This is a genomic window from Amycolatopsis sp. NPDC003676, from assembly GCF_053587275.1.
Map to the genome: position 1 here is coordinate 11,890 of NZ_JBSFNS010000076.1, position 16,699 is coordinate 28,588.

General features: G+C 69.5%; 15 protein-coding genes. 10 read left to right on the plus strand and 5 right to left on the minus strand.

Translation table 11 applies throughout. The features are described from left to right. Window positions 1–33: 33 nt before the first annotated feature. A complete protein-coding gene (locus tag ACWDNU_RS31995; protein ID WP_449671617.1) occupies window positions 34–2,997 on the minus strand; it encodes an AAA family ATPase in 2,964 nt (987 codons plus the stop codon). Next, entirely contained in the window at window positions 2,994–4,148 is a 1,155-nt protein-coding gene (locus ACWDNU_RS32000) for an exonuclease SbcCD subunit D (RefSeq protein WP_449671618.1), read from the minus strand. The genes ACWDNU_RS31995 and ACWDNU_RS32000 overlap by 4 nt, the downstream gene beginning before the upstream one ends. Window positions 4,149–4,377: 229 nt before the next feature. On the opposite strand from ACWDNU_RS32000, the gene rmuC reads away from it, so the two are divergent. After that, complete coding sequence (rmuC, locus tag ACWDNU_RS32005) at window positions 4,378–5,292, plus strand: DNA recombination protein RmuC (protein ID WP_344286210.1); 915 nt, start codon at window positions 4,378–4,380, stop codon at window positions 5,290–5,292. A gap of 935 nt (window positions 5,293–6,227) precedes the next feature. After that, a complete protein-coding gene (locus ACWDNU_RS32010; RefSeq protein WP_449671619.1) occupies window positions 6,228–7,118 on the plus strand; it encodes a DUF6542 domain-containing protein in 891 nt (296 codons plus the stop codon). A 393-nt stretch (window positions 7,119–7,511) separates the two neighbouring features. Here the strand turns inward: ACWDNU_RS32010 and ACWDNU_RS32015 are convergent, their stop codons facing one another. Next, entirely contained in the window at window positions 7,512–8,522 is a 1,011-nt protein-coding gene (locus ACWDNU_RS32015) for a 4-hydroxy-3-methylbut-2-enyl diphosphate reductase (RefSeq protein ID WP_354740122.1), read from the minus strand. A gap of 150 nt (window positions 8,523–8,672) precedes the next feature. On the opposite strand from ACWDNU_RS32015, the gene ACWDNU_RS32020 reads away from it, so the two are divergent. The 7 genes from ACWDNU_RS32020 (at window position 8,673) to ACWDNU_RS32050 (ending at window position 13,774) form a co-directional block, all read left to right on the plus strand. Next, window positions 8,673–9,323, plus strand: coding sequence for a lipid droplet-associated protein (locus ACWDNU_RS32020; RefSeq protein WP_449671620.1), 651 nt, complete (start codon window positions 8,673–8,675; stop codon window positions 9,321–9,323). After that, on the plus strand, window positions 9,320–10,585 hold the full coding sequence (xseA, locus tag ACWDNU_RS32025; RefSeq protein WP_370934252.1) for an exodeoxyribonuclease VII large subunit: 1,266 nt from the start codon (window positions 9,320–9,322) through the stop codon (window positions 10,583–10,585). The genes ACWDNU_RS32020 and xseA overlap by 4 nt, the downstream gene beginning before the upstream one ends. Beyond that, the gene (locus tag ACWDNU_RS32030; RefSeq protein ID WP_377873285.1) at window positions 10,585–10,974 is read left to right on the plus strand and encodes a hypothetical protein; all 390 of its coding nucleotides are present in this window, start codon (window positions 10,585–10,587) and stop codon (window positions 10,972–10,974) included. The genes xseA and ACWDNU_RS32030 overlap by 1 nt, the downstream gene beginning before the upstream one ends. A 101-nt stretch (window positions 10,975–11,075) precedes the next feature. Then, window positions 11,076–11,555: a hypothetical protein gene (locus ACWDNU_RS32035; RefSeq protein ID WP_449671621.1), complete on the plus strand. Its 480-nt coding sequence runs from the start codon at window positions 11,076–11,078 to the stop codon at window positions 11,553–11,555. Between the two features lie 74 nt (window positions 11,556–11,629). Then, window positions 11,630–11,854, plus strand: coding sequence for an exodeoxyribonuclease VII small subunit (locus ACWDNU_RS32040; RefSeq protein ID WP_020664931.1), 225 nt, complete (start codon window positions 11,630–11,632; stop codon window positions 11,852–11,854). A gap of 89 nt (window positions 11,855–11,943) precedes the next feature. Next, entirely contained in the window at window positions 11,944–13,002 is a 1,059-nt protein-coding gene (gene glpX / locus ACWDNU_RS32045) for a class II fructose-bisphosphatase (RefSeq protein ID WP_043828132.1), read from the plus strand. Between the two features lie 19 nt (window positions 13,003–13,021). Then, window positions 13,022–13,774, plus strand: coding sequence for a S1 family peptidase (locus tag ACWDNU_RS32050; RefSeq protein ID WP_370934251.1), 753 nt, complete (start codon window positions 13,022–13,024; stop codon window positions 13,772–13,774). A gap of 18 nt (window positions 13,775–13,792) precedes the next feature. Here the strand turns inward: ACWDNU_RS32050 and ACWDNU_RS32055 are convergent, their stop codons facing one another. Both ACWDNU_RS32055 and ACWDNU_RS32060 read right to left on the minus strand, forming a co-directional pair. Then, the gene (locus ACWDNU_RS32055; protein ID WP_449671622.1) at window positions 13,793–14,128 is read right to left on the minus strand and encodes a nucleotidyltransferase domain-containing protein; all 336 of its coding nucleotides are present in this window, start codon (window positions 14,126–14,128) and stop codon (window positions 13,793–13,795) included. Between the two features lie 88 nt (window positions 14,129–14,216). Then, window positions 14,217–15,188 carry an NAD(P)/FAD-dependent oxidoreductase gene (locus tag ACWDNU_RS32060; RefSeq protein ID WP_370934250.1) on the minus strand — a complete coding sequence of 324 codons (972 nt, stop codon included), beginning with the start codon at window positions 15,186–15,188 and terminating at the stop codon, window positions 14,217–14,219. 112 nt (window positions 15,189–15,300) lie between these two features. Between ACWDNU_RS32060 and ACWDNU_RS32065 the strand changes: the two genes are divergently transcribed. After that, window positions 15,301–16,698 (plus strand): class II fumarate hydratase, encoded by a 1,398-nt coding sequence (locus ACWDNU_RS32065; RefSeq protein WP_370934249.1) that lies wholly within the window; start codon window positions 15,301–15,303, stop codon window positions 16,696–16,698. The last annotated feature ends 1 nt before the right edge of the window (window position 16,699 follow it).

A 16,699-nucleotide genomic window follows, 5' to 3' on the forward strand; every position in this document is an offset into this window, starting at 1 on the left:
CCGGCAGCGACTCGGCCGTCGCTCTGGGCTTCATCAAGCCATCTGCAGCTCCACTCTCGAGCCGGTGCGGGACTTCCGCACTCGCAGCCGCGTGGGGATGCGCTGGCGGAGTTCCTCGACGTGCGACACCAGGCCCACCACGCGGCCGCCGGCGCGGAGTTCGTCGAGGATGTTCATCACCACGTCCAGCGTTTCGGCGTCCAGGGTGCCGAAACCCTCGTCCACAAAGAGGGTGTCGAGCAGCGCACCGCCGGTTTCGCCTGCCACCACGTCGGCGAGGCCCAACGCCAGCGAGAGCGACGCGAGGAACGACTCGCCGCCCGACAGCGTTTTCGCTGGGCGCACCGCGCCGGAGTAGTCGTCCAGCACGTCGAGGCCAAGGCCTCCCCTCGTGCCGCGGGCACCGGCTGCGTCCGAGTGCACGAAGGAGTAGCGGCCCTGGCTCATGGTCCGCAGTCGCGCGGTCGCCGCGAGCGCGACCTCTTCCAGCCGGGCAGCAAGGACATACGAACGCAACGACATCTTCCGCGCGTTCTGCCCTCGACCGTTGACCACTTCGGACAGCGCCCGAAGTTCGGCCTGTTCCTCCTCCAGCGGCCGCAGCTCCGACAGCGCCGTGCCGAGCCGTCCGGCCAGCTTCACCAGTTCGCGGTGTTGTGCCGAAACCGCTTGCTGCGCGGCAAAAGCGGTGTCCGCACGCGCCCGCGTTTCCTTCGCCCGCTCAGCCAGCGGCGCGACCTCGACCGCATCATCCGGCGAGATCCCGAACAGTTCCGGTTGCGCGAGCATCTCCCGCGCACCGGCGGCCATCGCTTCCGCCTCGGCGAGACCCTGTTCGAGCTTTGTGATCTGCTCGTCGCTGCGGACGGCGGCGCGCATTTCCTCAAGGGTCGAGAACCCCTTGGCATGCAATGAGATCTCGACCAGATCCCGCTGCTCCGCGAGCCGGGACTCCGCTCCGGACACCGCGGTGTGCGCCTCCGCCGCCAGGTCGAGCGCTCCGGCGAACGTGAGCAGGTGCTGTCGTCGGGCGGGGACGTCCGGGAATTCTCCCCTGCCCGCGATCAGCCGCTGTTCGCGCTCGGCCATCCGCTCGGCCAAGGCCCGGATCTCACTGTTCGCCTCGGTGACCGTCTGCTCGGCGAGGCGACGCTGTTCCGCGAGTTGCTCGGCTCCGCGCTCCAGCTCGGCGACCTTCCTGTTCAGCTGGTCTTTGCGCTGCGCCTTTCCGGAGAGCTCCGCGACGACCGTGCGGGCTTCGGCCAGCGCGGTCGCGATCTCCTCCGCGGTGCGTCCGTCCAACCGTTCCCGCAATGCGACGACTCGCGCCTTGGCCTCTTCCAACGCGGACACCACTCGCTGACGCAACGCCGACGCCTTCTGTTCGGCTTCTTCGGCAGCGCGTTCTTCGGCCGCGTCGACCAACGGCGCGTCATGGTTCGCTGGTGCCGGATGCTCGGCCGACCCGCACACCGGACACGCCGTTCCATCGGCCAGGCCAGCAGCCAACTCGGCTGCCATGCCGTCGAGACGCCGTTCGCGGAGGTCGAGCCGACGTTGCCGAGCCGTCTGATGCTCGTCGACCACCTCGCGCAGTTTCGCTTCGCCACGCTCGACCCTGGCTTCAGCTGGCGGCAACTCCTCGGCCGCACGGGTGAGCGCCGTCAGCTCGTCGACACGGGATTTGGCACCGTCCAGCTTCGCCGCCGCTTCTCCGGCCACGGTCGCTTCGGTACGCGCAGCGACGATGAGACCGGGCAGCTTGTCCAGCCGTTCCGCAAGCCCGGCAACCTGCTCGGTGGCTTTTTCCGCGACTTTCTGCCGCTCCGCACGGCGTTGCTCGTCGCTCTTCTGCTGGGTCGCCTCCGCGGCCAACTCGGCAAGAGCGCCCGCCTCCTCGCGAACGGAGCCCGCACGCTCGCGAAGGTCGGCGACAGCGAGCCCGACCGCATCGAAACCGAGGTCGGCGAGGTCCCGGATCCGGTCTGCCACCAGCACTTGCGCATCACCGAGTTCGGCCGTGCGCCGGTCCATCAACTCGGCCTCGGGCACCACCGCGGCAGCGCGCCGAGCCGCGGCGATTTCTTCCGTCCACTCAGCACGTTCAGTCGCCTGCTCGGCGATCTGCGTCAGCCGGGTGTGCGCGGTGCGGACGCGGCGGATCTTGTCCGCGTCTTCTTCCGCCTCGCGAAGCGCGACCTCAGCGGTCGTCGCCGCCGAACGTGCTTGCGCTGCCTCAGTTTCCGCCGCCTCGGCCTGGGCGGCGACCTCGGTCAAGACAGCGTCGACCCACTCCGGCTGCCCCTCCTCCGGCGGTTCCTGCTGCGCTTCCTGCGCGTAGCGGGCGAGCAGTTCACGAACCTCCTGCTGCCGCTTTTCCAGCGCACGGCCGCGTTCCGCGCGAAGGTCCGCGAACCAGCGTTCGACGTCGGAGAACCGCTCGGTGCCGAAAAGCCGTTCCAGCAGCTTCTCGCGCTCCGTGGTGTCGCTGCGGAGGAACTTCGCGAATTCTCCTTGCGGCAGCAGCACAACCTGGAAGAACTGCGCCGCCGTCATGCCCAGCAGCCGCTCGACGGTGCGCGCCACCTCGTCGATGCGGATGCTTCCGTCCGGAGGCAGCCCGGCAGGCGGTTCACCGACCCAGGTGAGCGAAACCCGGGCCTGCTGCGTGGTGAATCCGTCGCCGCGCTTCTTCGGCCGCTGGTACTCCGGACCGCGCACGATCCGCAGCCGCTGACCCTGCACGGTCAGCTCCAGCACGACCTCGGTCTGCCGATCGGGTTCGGCGAGATCGCACCGCAACCGCTTGACGTCGCCGCGCGCGCCTGGAACCACACCGAACAACGCGAACGCGATCGCGTCGAGCAGCGTGGTCTTGCCCGCGCCGGTGTCGCCGTGGAGAAGGAACAGGCCGTCGGCGCCGAGGGCGTCGAAGTCCACCACCTCTCGACCCGCGTAGGGGCCGAAGGCTTCCACCTCCAGCAGATGCAGTCTCACAGCTTCTCCACCGCCGTCCGGTTCGCTGCTTCGAGCGCCAGGTGCACCAGCCGTTCCTCGCGTTCGGTCGGTGGAGCGCCGCGGCAGTCGTCGAGGAAACTGCGCGCGATCTCGATGTCACTGCGCCCGCGTACCGCCTCGGCATACTTCAGTTCGGCACCGGCGGCCCCGCCGTCTGGCCGCCAATCCATGTGCACCGCATAGGGAAAGCGGTCCTGCAGCAACCGCATCGCATCGATCGGACGGACTCGGTCAGTGACGGTGACCGAGAGGAAATGCTCGCGCCATTGCTCGTGTTCCGGGTCCTCCAGCAAAGCGGCGAGTTCGCCGGAGAGGGTCGCGAGCGGACGCGGCACCGGCAGCTCGTGCCGGCGGACCTCGGCCAGGCCGTTCGCGTCGAGATCCACGAACCACACCGATTTCCGTTGCCGCGCTTCGGAAAACGAGTACGCCAGCGGACTTCCGGAGTACCGGAGGTGTTCCGCGAGCGTCTGCGGGCCGTGCAAGTGGCCGAGCGCGACATAGTCCACGCCGTCGAACACCGAGCCGGGAACCTGCTCGACTCCGCCGACCGCGATGGTGCGTTCCGATTCACTGGCCTCGCCACCGGTGACGAAAGCGTGTGCCAGCACCACGGATCGCGTTCCCGGGCGACCGGCCAGGTCGTCGCGCACCCGCCGCATCGCCTCGCCGAGCACGCCGGTGTGGCCGCGCGCCTCCGGCACGCCCAGCGCGTGCCGCGACGGCTCGGGTTCGAGATACGGGATGCCGTAGAACGCGACCGCGCCGTGTTCGTCATGCAGCACAACGGGTTCCGCGATGCCTTCGACGGTCGCGCGGACGTGCAGCCCGCCCGCCGCCGCGAATTCGGCGAACGCGCCGAGCCGCGCGGCCGAATCGTGGTTGCCCGGCGTGATCACGAGTTCCGCGCCGGCCCGCCGGATGCGGGTCATCGCGGCCGTGGCGACGCGGACAGCTTCGGCGGACGGCACCGCTCGGTCGTAGATGTCACCGGCCACCACCACGACGTCGACCGACTCGCGGTCGACGAGTTCGGCGATGTGCGTGAGGGCGGCCTCCTGTTCGGTAAGCAGATCGGCGCCGTGGAACGTGCGGCCGATGTGCCAATCAGAGGTATGGAGGACTCTCACGGCGACCACGTTAGGAGCAGACCCCGACGAAATCCCGTAGGCACGCCGTTGCCCCACTCGAACGTGTGTACGAAGCCGATCAGGTCCACGAGGGACACGCCCAGCACCGAATCTGCAAAGTCGCAGGTCAGCTACGCAGCGCGACCATGGGTGCCGGTTTTTGTCGGTGGGGTCCGCCATGATGTCTCGCGTCCGGACACCCGACGGACCCGACGGAGAGGAGGACCGGGTGGAGACGGTGATCACCACCGCGGCCATCGTGCTCGCGCTGCTCCTGTGCGTCGCGGTCGTCGTGCTTTGGCGGCTGTACAACGACGGAATGCGCCGGGCCGACGCGGCCGCGCGGCTCGTGGCAGCAGAGCGCGCGAAAGGCGACCAGCAGCAACTCGCGCTGCGCCGGTACGAGGTGGCGTTCGCGTCGATCCACGGCCGCGGCGAACTCGGCGAACAGGTGCTCGTGGAAACCGCGCGCGCTCTCGGACTGCGGGAGGGACTGCACTTCACCCTGCAGACCGATCTGGGCGGCGGCGGAAGCGCGAAACCCGACCTGGTGCTGAACGTCGGCGGCGGCCGAGCGGTACCGGTCGACGCGAAGGCGAGCATGGCCATCTGGGCGGAGGCGGTCGAGACCGACGACCCGGAAGAACGGCTCGACGCGTTGCGCGTCCACGTCCGGCAGCTGCGCTCCCGCGCGGCGGAGCTGGCGGGCAAGGGCTACCAGCGCTGGGCGGACGCGATCTACGGCACCGTCATGTTCGTCCCGTCCGACGCGGCCGTCGTCGCCGCCCTCGACACCGATCCCGAATTGCTGCGCTGGCTGATCGACCGTCGCGTATTCCTGTGCGGCCCCACGGGATTCGGGGTGCTCGCGTCGGCGGCGCTGTTCGCCGCCAGCGACCGAGCGCTCGTCGAGGACGTCGAGCAAGTGCGCGCGGGCGCCGCCGCCGCGCACCGGGCCGCGGGCAATGCGGTCGAAGCGCTGAATCTGTCCACTACGCACCTTCAGCGCTTTGTTTCGGCCCGTCGCCGGGAACTCGAGGCACTGGAGTCGTTCCGCGCGACGGTCGCGCCGCTCACCGACGCGTCGGGCAGTCCGGCACCCGTGCCGCAGCTTCGGAAGGGAGACGAGGTGGCAGCTGGTTGAGGTCGCGGCGAGATGGCCGCGGGCTCGACAGTCGCGATCGGACGATCGGCGGCATGCTCTCGCGCCGCGCGGCTGACAACGCGGCTGACAGCGTGGCTTGGCGGGCGCAAGCGTGGCGGCACGTTCCCGACGGCTCAACGCTCGGGAGACACCGTCTGGCAGCCCGCTCCTAGGCAGACACAGTCCGACTGCTCGACCTTAGGCAGAGGCGTTCCTGCCGAACGAGCTTGGGCAGCGCGATCCGGTGAGTGGCCTGGCGGAGTGAACCCGGCAACGGAACCGCCCGGGCGTCCTGATCCCACTCGGCTCGAGCGCTGCCGTGAGCGGTGACGCATCGCGCAGGCGTGCAAGCCGAGCGCTGTCCCGGCGAGCGGGCAGTCTGCGGTCACTCGTCGGCGGCCGAGGCGATGGGCCAGTTCGCGTCGTCGTGGTCCGCCGCTGTCGACGGCTTGTGGCTCCCAGGCGGGTGCTGCGAGGCACGTCGGACGGACGGATACCGGAGTCCGGATTGCCCAGAACGAACGGCGAAGTCCAGGTTGGACGCTGCCGTCGCGACGAGCGAAAGGGCAGGGTTGCGACGTCGCGCGGGCAGGATCCGGAGGCTCAGGCGGTTCGCGGGAACGTCAATTCCCGGTCAAGTTCCAGAACGGCGAATGTTCCGGAACAGGACCGGCGGTGCCGCCGTTGCCGGGGTCGGCCGGTGGCATAGCCTGGGGCCAGCGCAGGGCCGGGAATCGGGCAGTCAGACCATACCGTCGGTATCACCGCTGGTCAGAGGTCTGGTCCACTGCTTCCCCGTCCGGCGGAGCGGGGCGGGCAGGCCGTACCGCGAGTACCGCTCGACCGAACGAAACGTCATGCGGTCGAGTGGCTGCTTCGTGCTGTCCTCGGCAGTGCCAACAAGATCGTGACAAGTACGGGCTACGGTGTGCCTCGTGACCGCGATACGCGATCGCCAGAGCGATCCCGATGCCGATGACGCCCCCGTGCCGTGGGACGAGCGTCTCGTCGTCGGCACGAGGCGCGGCCTGCCCTGGTGGGCGGCTGTGCTCGTGGGCTTCGGCTTGGCAGTGCTCGGCGCCATCATCGACGAGAAGTCCACCGGCAGCCTCGGTTTTGTTTTCAAGGCGGGCTACTTCCTCGGGGCCGTGATCGCGGTCGGCGCGGTGCAAAGACGCGGGCTGTTCGGTCCGATGGTGCAGCCGCCGCTGGTGCTCGCCGTCACCGTGCCGGGCGTGGTGCTGCTGACCGGCGGGGGTTCGGAGGCCAGCGACACCCTGTCGAAGCTCCTCAACATCGGGCAGCCGCTGATCAAGGGCTTCCCGACGATGGCGGTCACGACCGGCGTCACGTTGCTGTTCGGCTTCTTCCGGATCTACCGCGAACGCGACCCGGACGCGCCCGTCAAGATCAAGGACGGCAAGCTGCCGCGCACCCGGGACGAGGACGACGACAAAGCCGCGAACCGTCCGCGCTCGCGGCCGCCGGCCGGGCGCACCGGGCAGACGCCGCCTCCCGGCAACCGTCGCCGTCCGCCGCGGGATCTCGACGCTCCGCCGCCGCGACGTCCGCGTCCGCCGGCCGACCCGGGAGCCCGTCCCCGGCGCGAGCCGATGGACCCGAACGCTCCGCGCGGTGGCCGCAAGCCGCCGCCAGAGGGTCGTCGTCCCTGGCCGCCGGAAGGGGATCCGCGCCGTCGGGATCCCCGAGGCGACGCACCGCCGCCGCGTCGTCGGCCGCGCGGGGACGAACCGCCGCCCGGGCGTCCGCGTCCGCCTCGCCGGGAACCGCCACGCCGCCAGCGTCCTTGGGACGACGAGGGCTGAGCCAGCGCGGAATCCTCGCGCCAGGCACGGTCGCGGTCAGCGGCCGGACACAGGCAAACGACAAAGGCCGCCGATCCCTTAACCGGGATCGGCGGCCTTTTCGTTGTAGTGCAAGGAAATCCCTAGCCTGAGGTCGACAGCTGCGCGGGTCCTGACGGCTTCTCGCCGCAGCAGCCGGGCTTCCGCACAGCTTCTCGGCCAGAGCGACTGGGCTTCCGCACGGCCACACTCGGCACAGCGGCTGGACTTCCGCACGGCCCCGCTCGCGACTGGACTTCTCAGGGCCCTCGGCACAGCGGCCAGGCTTCCTCACCGCACCAAGCTCTCCGTCGAGGCAGACCCGACGAGAGACAAGTAGCGAGCCCAACGCGCGTCAGGATTCCGACTTACGCGTCAGGATTCCGACTTAACAGCCTTCCGAAGCTCCTTGGGCAACGCGAACGCGATCTTCTCGTTGGCCGTCGTCACCTCGTCAACCTGCCCGTACCCGCGCTCGGCCAGCCACTTCAGCAGGTCCATCACCAGCACGTCCGGTACCGAGGCCCCCGACGTGACGCCGACCGTCGCGACGCCCTCCAGCCACGACTCGTCGACCTCTGAGGCGAAGTCGATCAGGTGCGAAGCCGACGCCCCGGCCTTCAGCGCGACCTCCACCAGCCGCTTCGAGTTCGACGAGTTCTTCGAGCCGACGACCAGCACCAGGTCGCACTCGGGAGCCATCGCCTTGACCGCGACCTGGCGGTTGGTGGTGGCGTAACAGATGTCGTCGCTGGGCGGGTCGGCCAAAGTCGGGAAGCGGTCGCGCAACTGGTCGACGCGCTCCATCGTCTCGTCCACCGACAGCGTGGTCTGAGACAGCCAGATCACCTTCGACGGATCGCGCACGTCGACCTTGTCGACGTCCTCGGGCTTGTCGACCAGTTGCACCTTGTCCGGTGCCTCACCAGCCGTGCCTTCGACCTCCTCGTGGCCCTCGTGGCCGATGAGGAGGATGTCGTAGTCGTCCTTGGCGAACCGGTTGACCTCTTTGTGCACCTTGGTGACCAGCGGGCAGGTCGCGTCGATGGTGCGCAGGTTGCGCTCTTCGGCCTCGGCGTGCACCGCGGGCGAGACGCCGTGCGCGGAGAACACCACGAGCGCGCCCTCGGGCACCTCAGAGGTCTCCTCGACGAAAATCACGCCTCGCTCGCGCAGGGTCTCGACGACGTGCCGGTTGTGCACGATTTCCTTGCGCACGTACACCGGCGGCCCGTACAGCTCGAGCGCCTTCTCGACGGCGACGACCGCGCGGTCAACGCCGGCGCAATACCCGCGCGGCTTCGCGAGCAGCACGCGTTTGGCGGCGCCGGACCGGGAGATCGTCGGGGTACCGGCGGGTTCGGTTCCGGGACTCGCAGAAGTCATGCCTCCAGGGTACGGGCAGTGCCGATCCGGGATCGAAGTCCTCGTTCGGATGATGGCGGCGGCCATTCAGGCTGTGCCGGGCGTCACGTCCGGCACCCCTGGCCACCCGTTCGGTTGGGCAGACCGGCCCTGATACGGCACGCTGGACCTATGAAGCCACTCCCGCTCCCCCTCCGGGTCGCCGCGGGCCTCGCCGTCACCACCGCCGAGCGGGTTCGTGAGCTCCCGAAGCAGCTCACCGGCCTGCCGGTCACCGTCGTGAGCCAGGTACTGCAGCTGTCCATGCGCGTCCAGCAGCAGGTCACCGAGCTGGCCATCAAGGGCGACGACGCACTGTCGATGCTGCGCCCCGTCGAGGACACGCCCAGCTGGGCGACGTTCGACGAGGACGCCGTGCCCGAATTCACTCCGTCCCGGCCCACGCTCGTGCCGGTCGACGACCTGCCCGAGCCGCGCGACCTGCCCGAGCCGCGCACCAACGGCCACCGCGCGCAGCCGCCGGACCTCGCTGCGGACGCCGTCGACGACCCGTGGGTCGAGGAGACCCGCGCGCTCGCCGAGGAGCATTCCGAAGGCGAGAACGACAGCTCCGGCCCGGCCGGCCTTGGCAATTACGACGAGCTGACGCTGCCGCAGCTGCGCGCCCGGCTGCGGCGGTTGACCGTGCCGCAGCTGGAAGAACTGCTGGAGTACGAGAAGGCCAACGCCGACCGCGCGTCGTTCGTCGGCATGCTCGCGCGGCGGATCGGCAACGCCCGCAAGGCCGAGGAACAGCCGGGCGACCCCGCGGAAGGCCAGTGAGCAACGACCCCGCCACCAGCGCGGAGAACCCCTGGCCGGTCCGCACCGTCGCGCGCAAGATCGGCGACTGGGTCCACCGGCTCGGCGACGTCTGGGTCGAAGGCCAGGTCACGCAGATGAACGCGCGGCCCGGCACGCAGACCGCGTTCCTGACCCTGCGCGACCCGTCCGCGGACGTCTCGATGTCCGTCACCTGTCCGATGTGGCTGGTGCGCGAACTGCCGACGCCGCTGCGCGAAGGCGACCGAGTGGTCATCCACGCGAAGCCGTCGTTCTTCTTCGGCCGCGGCACGCTGAGTCTGCGCGCGGACCAGATCCGTGCGGTCGGCATCGGCGAACTGCTCGCGCGGATCGAGCGGCTGCGCAAGCTGCTGGCCGCCGAAGGCATGTTCGCCCGCGAGCGGAAGCGGCCGATTCCCTTTCTGCCCAAGGGAATCGGGCTGATCACCGGACGCGCGTCGGCGGCCGAGCGGGACGTGCTGGCGAACGCGCAGGCACGCTGGCCGCACGTGTTGTTCAAGGTGCTGAACACCGCCGTGCAGGGTACGCAGGCCGTGCCGCAGATCCTTCGCGCACTGTCTATTTTGGACAAAGACCCGGACGTCGACGTGATCGTCATCGCCCGCGGCGGCGGCAGCGTCGAGGATTTGCTGCCGTTCTCCGACGAAGCGCTGTGCCGGGCGGTCGCGGCCGCGGGCACGCCAATCGTCAGCGCAATCGGGCACGAGCCGGACACTCCCCTGCTCGACCACGTCGCCGACCTGCGCTGTTCCACCCCGACCGACGCGAGCAAGCGCATCGTGCCGGACGTCCGCGAGGAAACCGCGCGAGTGCGGCAGATGCGCGACCGCGGCCGGCGCGCGCTGCACGGCTGGGTCGACCGGGAGACGCGGCTGCTGACCCAGCTGCGCAGCCGTCCGTCGCTGGCCGATCCGCTGGGTCCGATCGAGCGCCGCCTCAGCGACGTCGAGATGCACCGCGAACGCGGCCGGCGCGCGATGCTCGGCCTGCTCGCCAAGGACCAGGCCGAGGTCGCGAACGCGCGGGGCAAACTGGCCGCGCTCGGCCCGGCGGCCACGATGGCGCGCGGATACGCCGTCGTCCAGTTCACTGATTCCGCAGGCAACCTCCACGTGCTCCGCTCCGTCTCCCAGATCGAGGACGGAGCGCAGCTGCGCGTACGGGTCGCCGACGGGGCGGTCCGCGCCGTGGCCGAATCCGTCGAGCCGACGACACCCGTACCGGAAGGAGACCGGCCGTGATGCACCGGGCCCCGGCGTTCCTCCCGCTCACGGTGGACGCCGCCGCCCGGCTCAACGCCGGTCTCCTGCTGCGGCAGGCCCTGGTCACCGACCGCGCCGCCGACGAATGCTGGACGGCCCTGCTCGCCGGCTGCGGCACCGCGGCTCGACGCGGGCTGGCCCCGCAGCTGAGGCGGCTGTCCGAGGCGACGTCGGAGCACGTCGGCGTCCGGTGGTGGTTCGCCGAAGGAACCGGGCACCGGCGACGGGTGGCGAGCGCGCAGGAGAACCTCGAAGACGCCATCGCGGACGGTGACGGGCAGGAGTTCGCGCTGGCTTTCGTCGGGTACGACCACGCGATGGCGAGCGCGGTGGTCGCTTGCCCGCAACGGGCCCGGCTGCCGCGTTAGCACGGGTTTTTGCCGGGCCCTGCGGCTTGTCACCCGATGTAACAACCTGAGTGATCAACACGTCTATTCGCTCATTCACGACGAAGAGAGCGAGCAGGACGATGACAGCCGACCCGGACACATACCCGCAACCGACTCCAGACCCGCCGCCCAGTCGCGCAAAGCTCTTCCTCTGGATCGGCGCGACGGTTGTCCTGGCAGGTGCACTCGCCGCTGTCCTGATCGCCGTGTTCGGAGCGAGCACCGGGCCGCTCAACGGCACTCTGTCCCTTCGGTGCGACATGCAATGCATCAAGTCGACCGCCGACGGATACGACGGCTACCGCGACATCAGCGACGGCGCTCAAGTGACCCTCGTAGACGAAACTGGCCGAGTCGTCGCGACCACAGCTTTGCACCGCAGTGGCGGCCCGACCGACATCGTCGACGGCGTCTGGGTTCGGGCCTTCACTTTCGAATTCACCGATGTCCCCAATGCCGAGCGCTACGGCGTGCATTTCGGCAACGACAGTCGCGGCACGATCTGGAAGGACGCGGACGATGCCGAGCGCAACGGCTGGCAGCTGAGCCTGGGAGACTGACCGAGCGTCCCCGGGACCCCGGCCGGACGCGGTAGTGTGCGCCAACAGCCCCGTGCACCACAAGGTCGGAGAACGTGAGCGAAGCAGACACCGCCGGACTCGGTTACGAGCAGGCCCGCGATCAGCTTGTCGAGGTCGTGAAGGAGCTGGAGGCCGGCGGGCTTTCCCTGGAGCAGTCGCTTGAGCTCTGGGAGAAGGGCGAGCAGCTCGCCAAGGTGTGCGAACGGCATCTGGAAGGCGCCCGCGAGCGGATCGAGGCCGCGCTGGCCTCGGTGGAGACCGACGACGACACAGAGTGACGTGCACCATGCGTGGCTGAATCGGTCAGGTGGTCTACGGATCTGACAGACTGGGCACCCGCTGACGAACCGTGTTCCGGGAGGCCACCATGACCACCGCCAGTGACCGCAGCCGACGCGAAGCGCCTGATCGCAACCTCGCCATGGAACTGGTGCGGGTGACCGAGGCAGCCGCGATGGCGGCCGGCCGCTGGGTCGGCCGAGGCGACAAGATCGGCGGCGACGGGGCTGCCGTCGACGCGATGCGCCAGCTCGTCTCCACCGTCTCGATGCGCGGCGTCGTCGTCATCGGCGAGGGCGAGAAGGACGAAGCGCCGATGCTGTTCAACGGCGAAGAGGTCGGCAACGGCGACGGCCCGGACTGCGACGTCGCGGTCGACCCGGTCGACGGCACCACGCTCATGGCGAAGGGCATGCCGAACGCGCTGGCCGTGCTCGCGGTCGCCGAGCGCGGCGCGATGTTCGACCCGTCCGCGGTGTTTTACATGGAGAAGCTGGCCGTCGGCCCGGACGCGGCGGGCAAGGTGGACATCTCCGCCCCGGTCGCGGAGAACATCCGGCGCGTGGCGAAGGCGAAGAACTCCAGCGTCAGCGACGTGACGGTCTGCATCCTCGACCGGCCGCGGCACGAACAACTGGTCAAAGAGGTCCGCGAGGCGGGAGCCCGGATCCGGTTCATCTCCGACGGCGACGTCGCGGGCGCGATCGCCGCTGCCCGGCCGACCACCGGCGTCGACATGCTGCTCGGCATCGGCGGCACGCCCGAGGGCATCATCGCCGCGTGCGCGATGAAGTGTCTCGGCGGCGAACTGCAGGGCCGGCTGTGGCCGAAGGACGACGCCGAGCGCGAAAAGGCGCTCGCCGCGGGCCACGACCTTGACCGGATCCTGCTCAACGACGACCTGGTCACCGGCGACAACGTGTTCTTCTGCGCGACCGGCGTCACCGACGGCGACCTGCTGCGCGGCGTCCACTACCGGGCGGGCGGCGCGACGACGCAGTCGATCGTCATGCGGTCCAAGTCCGGGACGGTCAGAATGATCGACGGCTACCACCGGCTCGAGAAGCTGCGGGCGTACTCGTCCGTCAACTTCGACGGCAACCTCGACCTCGACGAGGACGAGCGCGCGGTGCCTCCGCTTCCCTGATCTGCCAAGGAGTTTCCCGGTGTCGAAACGGCTGTTCGCGCTGGCGCTGACCGTCCTCGCCGGAGTCGTGCTCAGTGCGGGCAGCGCTTCGGCCGGGCCCGCTATTGTCGGCGGGACCGACGCAGACCAGCCGTACCCGTTCGCGGTGTCCCTGCACACCTCGGGCGGCGCGCTGTTCTGCGGCGGTTCGCTGATCACGCCGACGTGGGTGGTCACCGCGGCGCACTGCCTGTCCGCGAAGGACCCGGCGACCATCGGGTTGCGCGTCGGCAGCAACGACGCGGACGCGGGCGGGGAAACGCCGAAAGCGGCGGAATTCGTGCTGCACCCGCATTTCAACGCCGAAACGCAAACCGGCGACGTCGGCCTGATCCGGTTGACCGCACCGGTGCAGGCCGCCCCGATCGCGATCGGCGGTTCGGCCGCACCGGGCACGGCGGTCCGGGTAATCGGCTGGGGCCAGACGTGCGCGACACCGAATTGCGGGCCGGTCTCGAAGTCGTTGCGCCAGCTCGACACGCAACTGGTGCCGGGCGCGAAATGCACGGCGGCGTTCGACGGAACCTCCGAACTGTGCACGGAAAGCCCCGGCGGATCCGGCTCGTGCTACGGCGATTCCGGTGGGCCGGAACTGGTTCGCGACGGCGACCGGTGGGTGCTGGCCGGGATGGTGAGCCGTCCGGGGAATCGCTCGTCGACGTGTGGGTCGGCTCCGTCGATCGCTACGTCGGCGGTGGCGTATCAGCCTTGGCTGGCGGAGAAAACCGGCTGATTCACTCGACGTCGCAGCTCATCCAGAAGCCTGCCGACGCCCGACGCTCGTGTCCTCAGGCATCGCACGAAGCCGCTCGAGAGCGGCATCGATCGTCTCGCCCTTCTTCCACAGCAACGTCATCGGCACACCTTCGTGGCTTTCCCGGCCATAAATGATCGAGATGCTTCGAGAGTTCCCTTTGAGTGCCCTGTTGATAACCGTCAGCGGGTTCTTTCCATAGGACATGCAGTGGACGAAGTGACTGGCCCACCGCATGTCCCGGTTGAAGTCGACGATGACATCGACCTCTCCCAGTTCCGTCGCACCGCGCGCATACGAGCCGAAGACGTAGACGGCTTCCACGAGACGCACCGGCCACTCGTCTCCACCCACTCGCCCCAGCAAGTCCTCCAGCAGGGCCGTCGCTCTGCGCCTCTTCACGGATCCCCCGCTACGGACGTCACTCGACGTTGCTCGAATGCCCGGGGAACAAATGCGCCTCCGGATTCAACGCCACCGCGATATTGTTCACCGCCGTGGCCGCCTCCCCGAATCCGGTCGCGATCAGCTTCACCTTCCCCGGATACGCCGCCACATCCCCAGCCGCATAAACGCGCGGCCGCGCCGTGGCCATCGTCGAATCCACCGAAATCGCCCGGTGATCGATTTCCAACCCCCAGCTCTCGATCGGCCCCAAATCCGCGGTGAACCCCAACGCCGCGACCACAGCGTCCGCGCGCAGCTGTTCGTCCGCGCCGCCCTTCACCGTCACGTCGACCGCCGTCAAAGAGCCGTCCGGAGCTTCGACAAACCGGGACACCTCCGCATCGGTCACCAACCGCACGCCCAGCTCCCGCACCTGTCGCACGATCGATTCGGCAGCCCGGAACTTCGCGCGGCGGTGCACGAGCGTCACGCTCGCCGCGACCGGATGCAGCGCCAGGCACCAGTCGAACGCCGAATCCCCGCCGCCGACCACGACGACGTGCTGCCCCTCATGGGCCGCGAGCGACGGGACGAAATGGACCATCCCCCGGCCTAGCCAACCGTCTCCGGCGGGCAGCGGACGCGGCGTGAACTCGCCGATGCCCGCGGTGATCAGGACCGCTCCCGCGCGCAGTACGTCGCCGCCGTCGAGGGTCAGTTCCAAACCGTCCCCGACGCTCTCCAGCTTCTCCGCCTTGCGGCCGAGCAGGTAATCCGGCTTCCACGGTGCGGCCTGGTCCACCAGGCCCTGCACGAGATCCCGGCCGCGGACCGCGGCGAACCCGCCTACGTCGTAGATCATCTTCTCCGGATACATCGCGGTGACCTGGCCGCCCGGCTCGGGCAGCGAATCGACGACGGCCATCGAGAGGCCGCGGAATCCCGCGTAGTAGGCGGCGAAGAGGCCGGTGGGACCGGCTCCGATGACGACGAGGTCGTAATCCATGAGGCTCGCTCCATGCCAGTGGTGGGTGGCGGTGATCGAGAACACAACCGAGCGTACCGGGGTGGGCGACAACACCCGGCCGCAAACCGGAATCGGGGCCAGAATCGAAGGTATGGCTGAACAGGAATACCGGATCGAACACGACACGATGGGTGAGGTCCGCGTCCCGGTCGACGCGCTCTACCGCGCGCAGACGCAGCGTGCCGTCGAGAACTTCCCCATCTCCGGCCGCGGTCTCGAGCGCGCCCAGATCCGCGCGCTGGGCCTGTTGAAGGCCGCCGCCGCCCGCGTGAACGCGCGTCTTGGCGTCCTGGACGCCGACGTCGCCGACGCGATCGCCAAGGCCGCCGACGAGGTCGCCGAGGGCAAGCACGACGAGCACTTCCCGATCGACGTCTTCCAGACCGGTTCGGGCACGTCGTCCAACATGAACGCGAACGAGGTCATCGCGACGCTGGCCACCCGCGCGCTCGGCCGCGACGTGCACCCGAACGACCACGTCAACGCGTCGCAGTCCTCGAACGACACGTTCCCGACGACGATCCACGTCGCCGCCACCGAGGCCGTCCTCACCGACGTCGTCCCGGCGCTGGAGCACCTCGCCGGCGCGATCGAGGCGCGCGCCGAGGAGTGGAACGACGTCGTCAAGTCCGGCCGCACGCACCTGATGGATGCCGTGCCGATCACGCTCGGCCAGGAAGCGGGCGCGTGGGCCGCGCAGATCCGGTTCGGCATCGAGCGGCTGCAGTCCGGCCTGCCGCGGCTGGGCGAACTGCCGATCGGGGGTACCGCGGTCGGCTCCGGCCTGAACGCGCCGGACGGCTTCGGCGCGGCGGTGTCGGCCGAGCTGGCGCAGATCACCGGGTTGCCGCTCACCGAGGCACGCAACCACTTCGAGGCGCAGGCGACGCAGGACAGCGTGGTCGAGACCTCCGGGCATCTGCGCACGGTCGCGGTGTCGCTGAACAAGATCGCGAACGACCTGCGCTGGCTGGGTTCCGGCCCGCGCACCGGGCTTGCCGAGCTGGCGCTGCCGGACCTCCAGCCTGGTTCGTCGATCATGCCGGGCAAGGTCAACCCGGTCATCCCGGAGGCGACGCTGCAGGTCGTCGCGCAGGTCGTCGGCAACGACGCGGCGGTCGCGTTCGCCGGTGCGGCGGGCAACTTCCAGCTCAACGTGAATCTGCCGGTCATCGCGCGCAACGTGCTCGAATCGGCGCGGCTGCTCGCGGCGGTCTCGCGGCTGCTGGCGGACAAGGTGTTCGCCGGGGTCACCGCGAACGCCGAGCGCGCGCGGCAGTACGCCGAGGGGTCGCCGTCGATCGTCACGCCGCTCAACAAGTACATCGGCTACGAGGAAGCGGCCGCGGTGGCGAAGCAGGCGCTCAAGGAGCTCAAGACGATCCGTGAGGTCGTGCTGGAGCGCGGGTACGTCCGCGACGGCAAGCTCACCGAAGCGCAGCTCGACGAGGCGCTCGACGTACTGCGGATGGCACGCGGCGGCAAGTAGC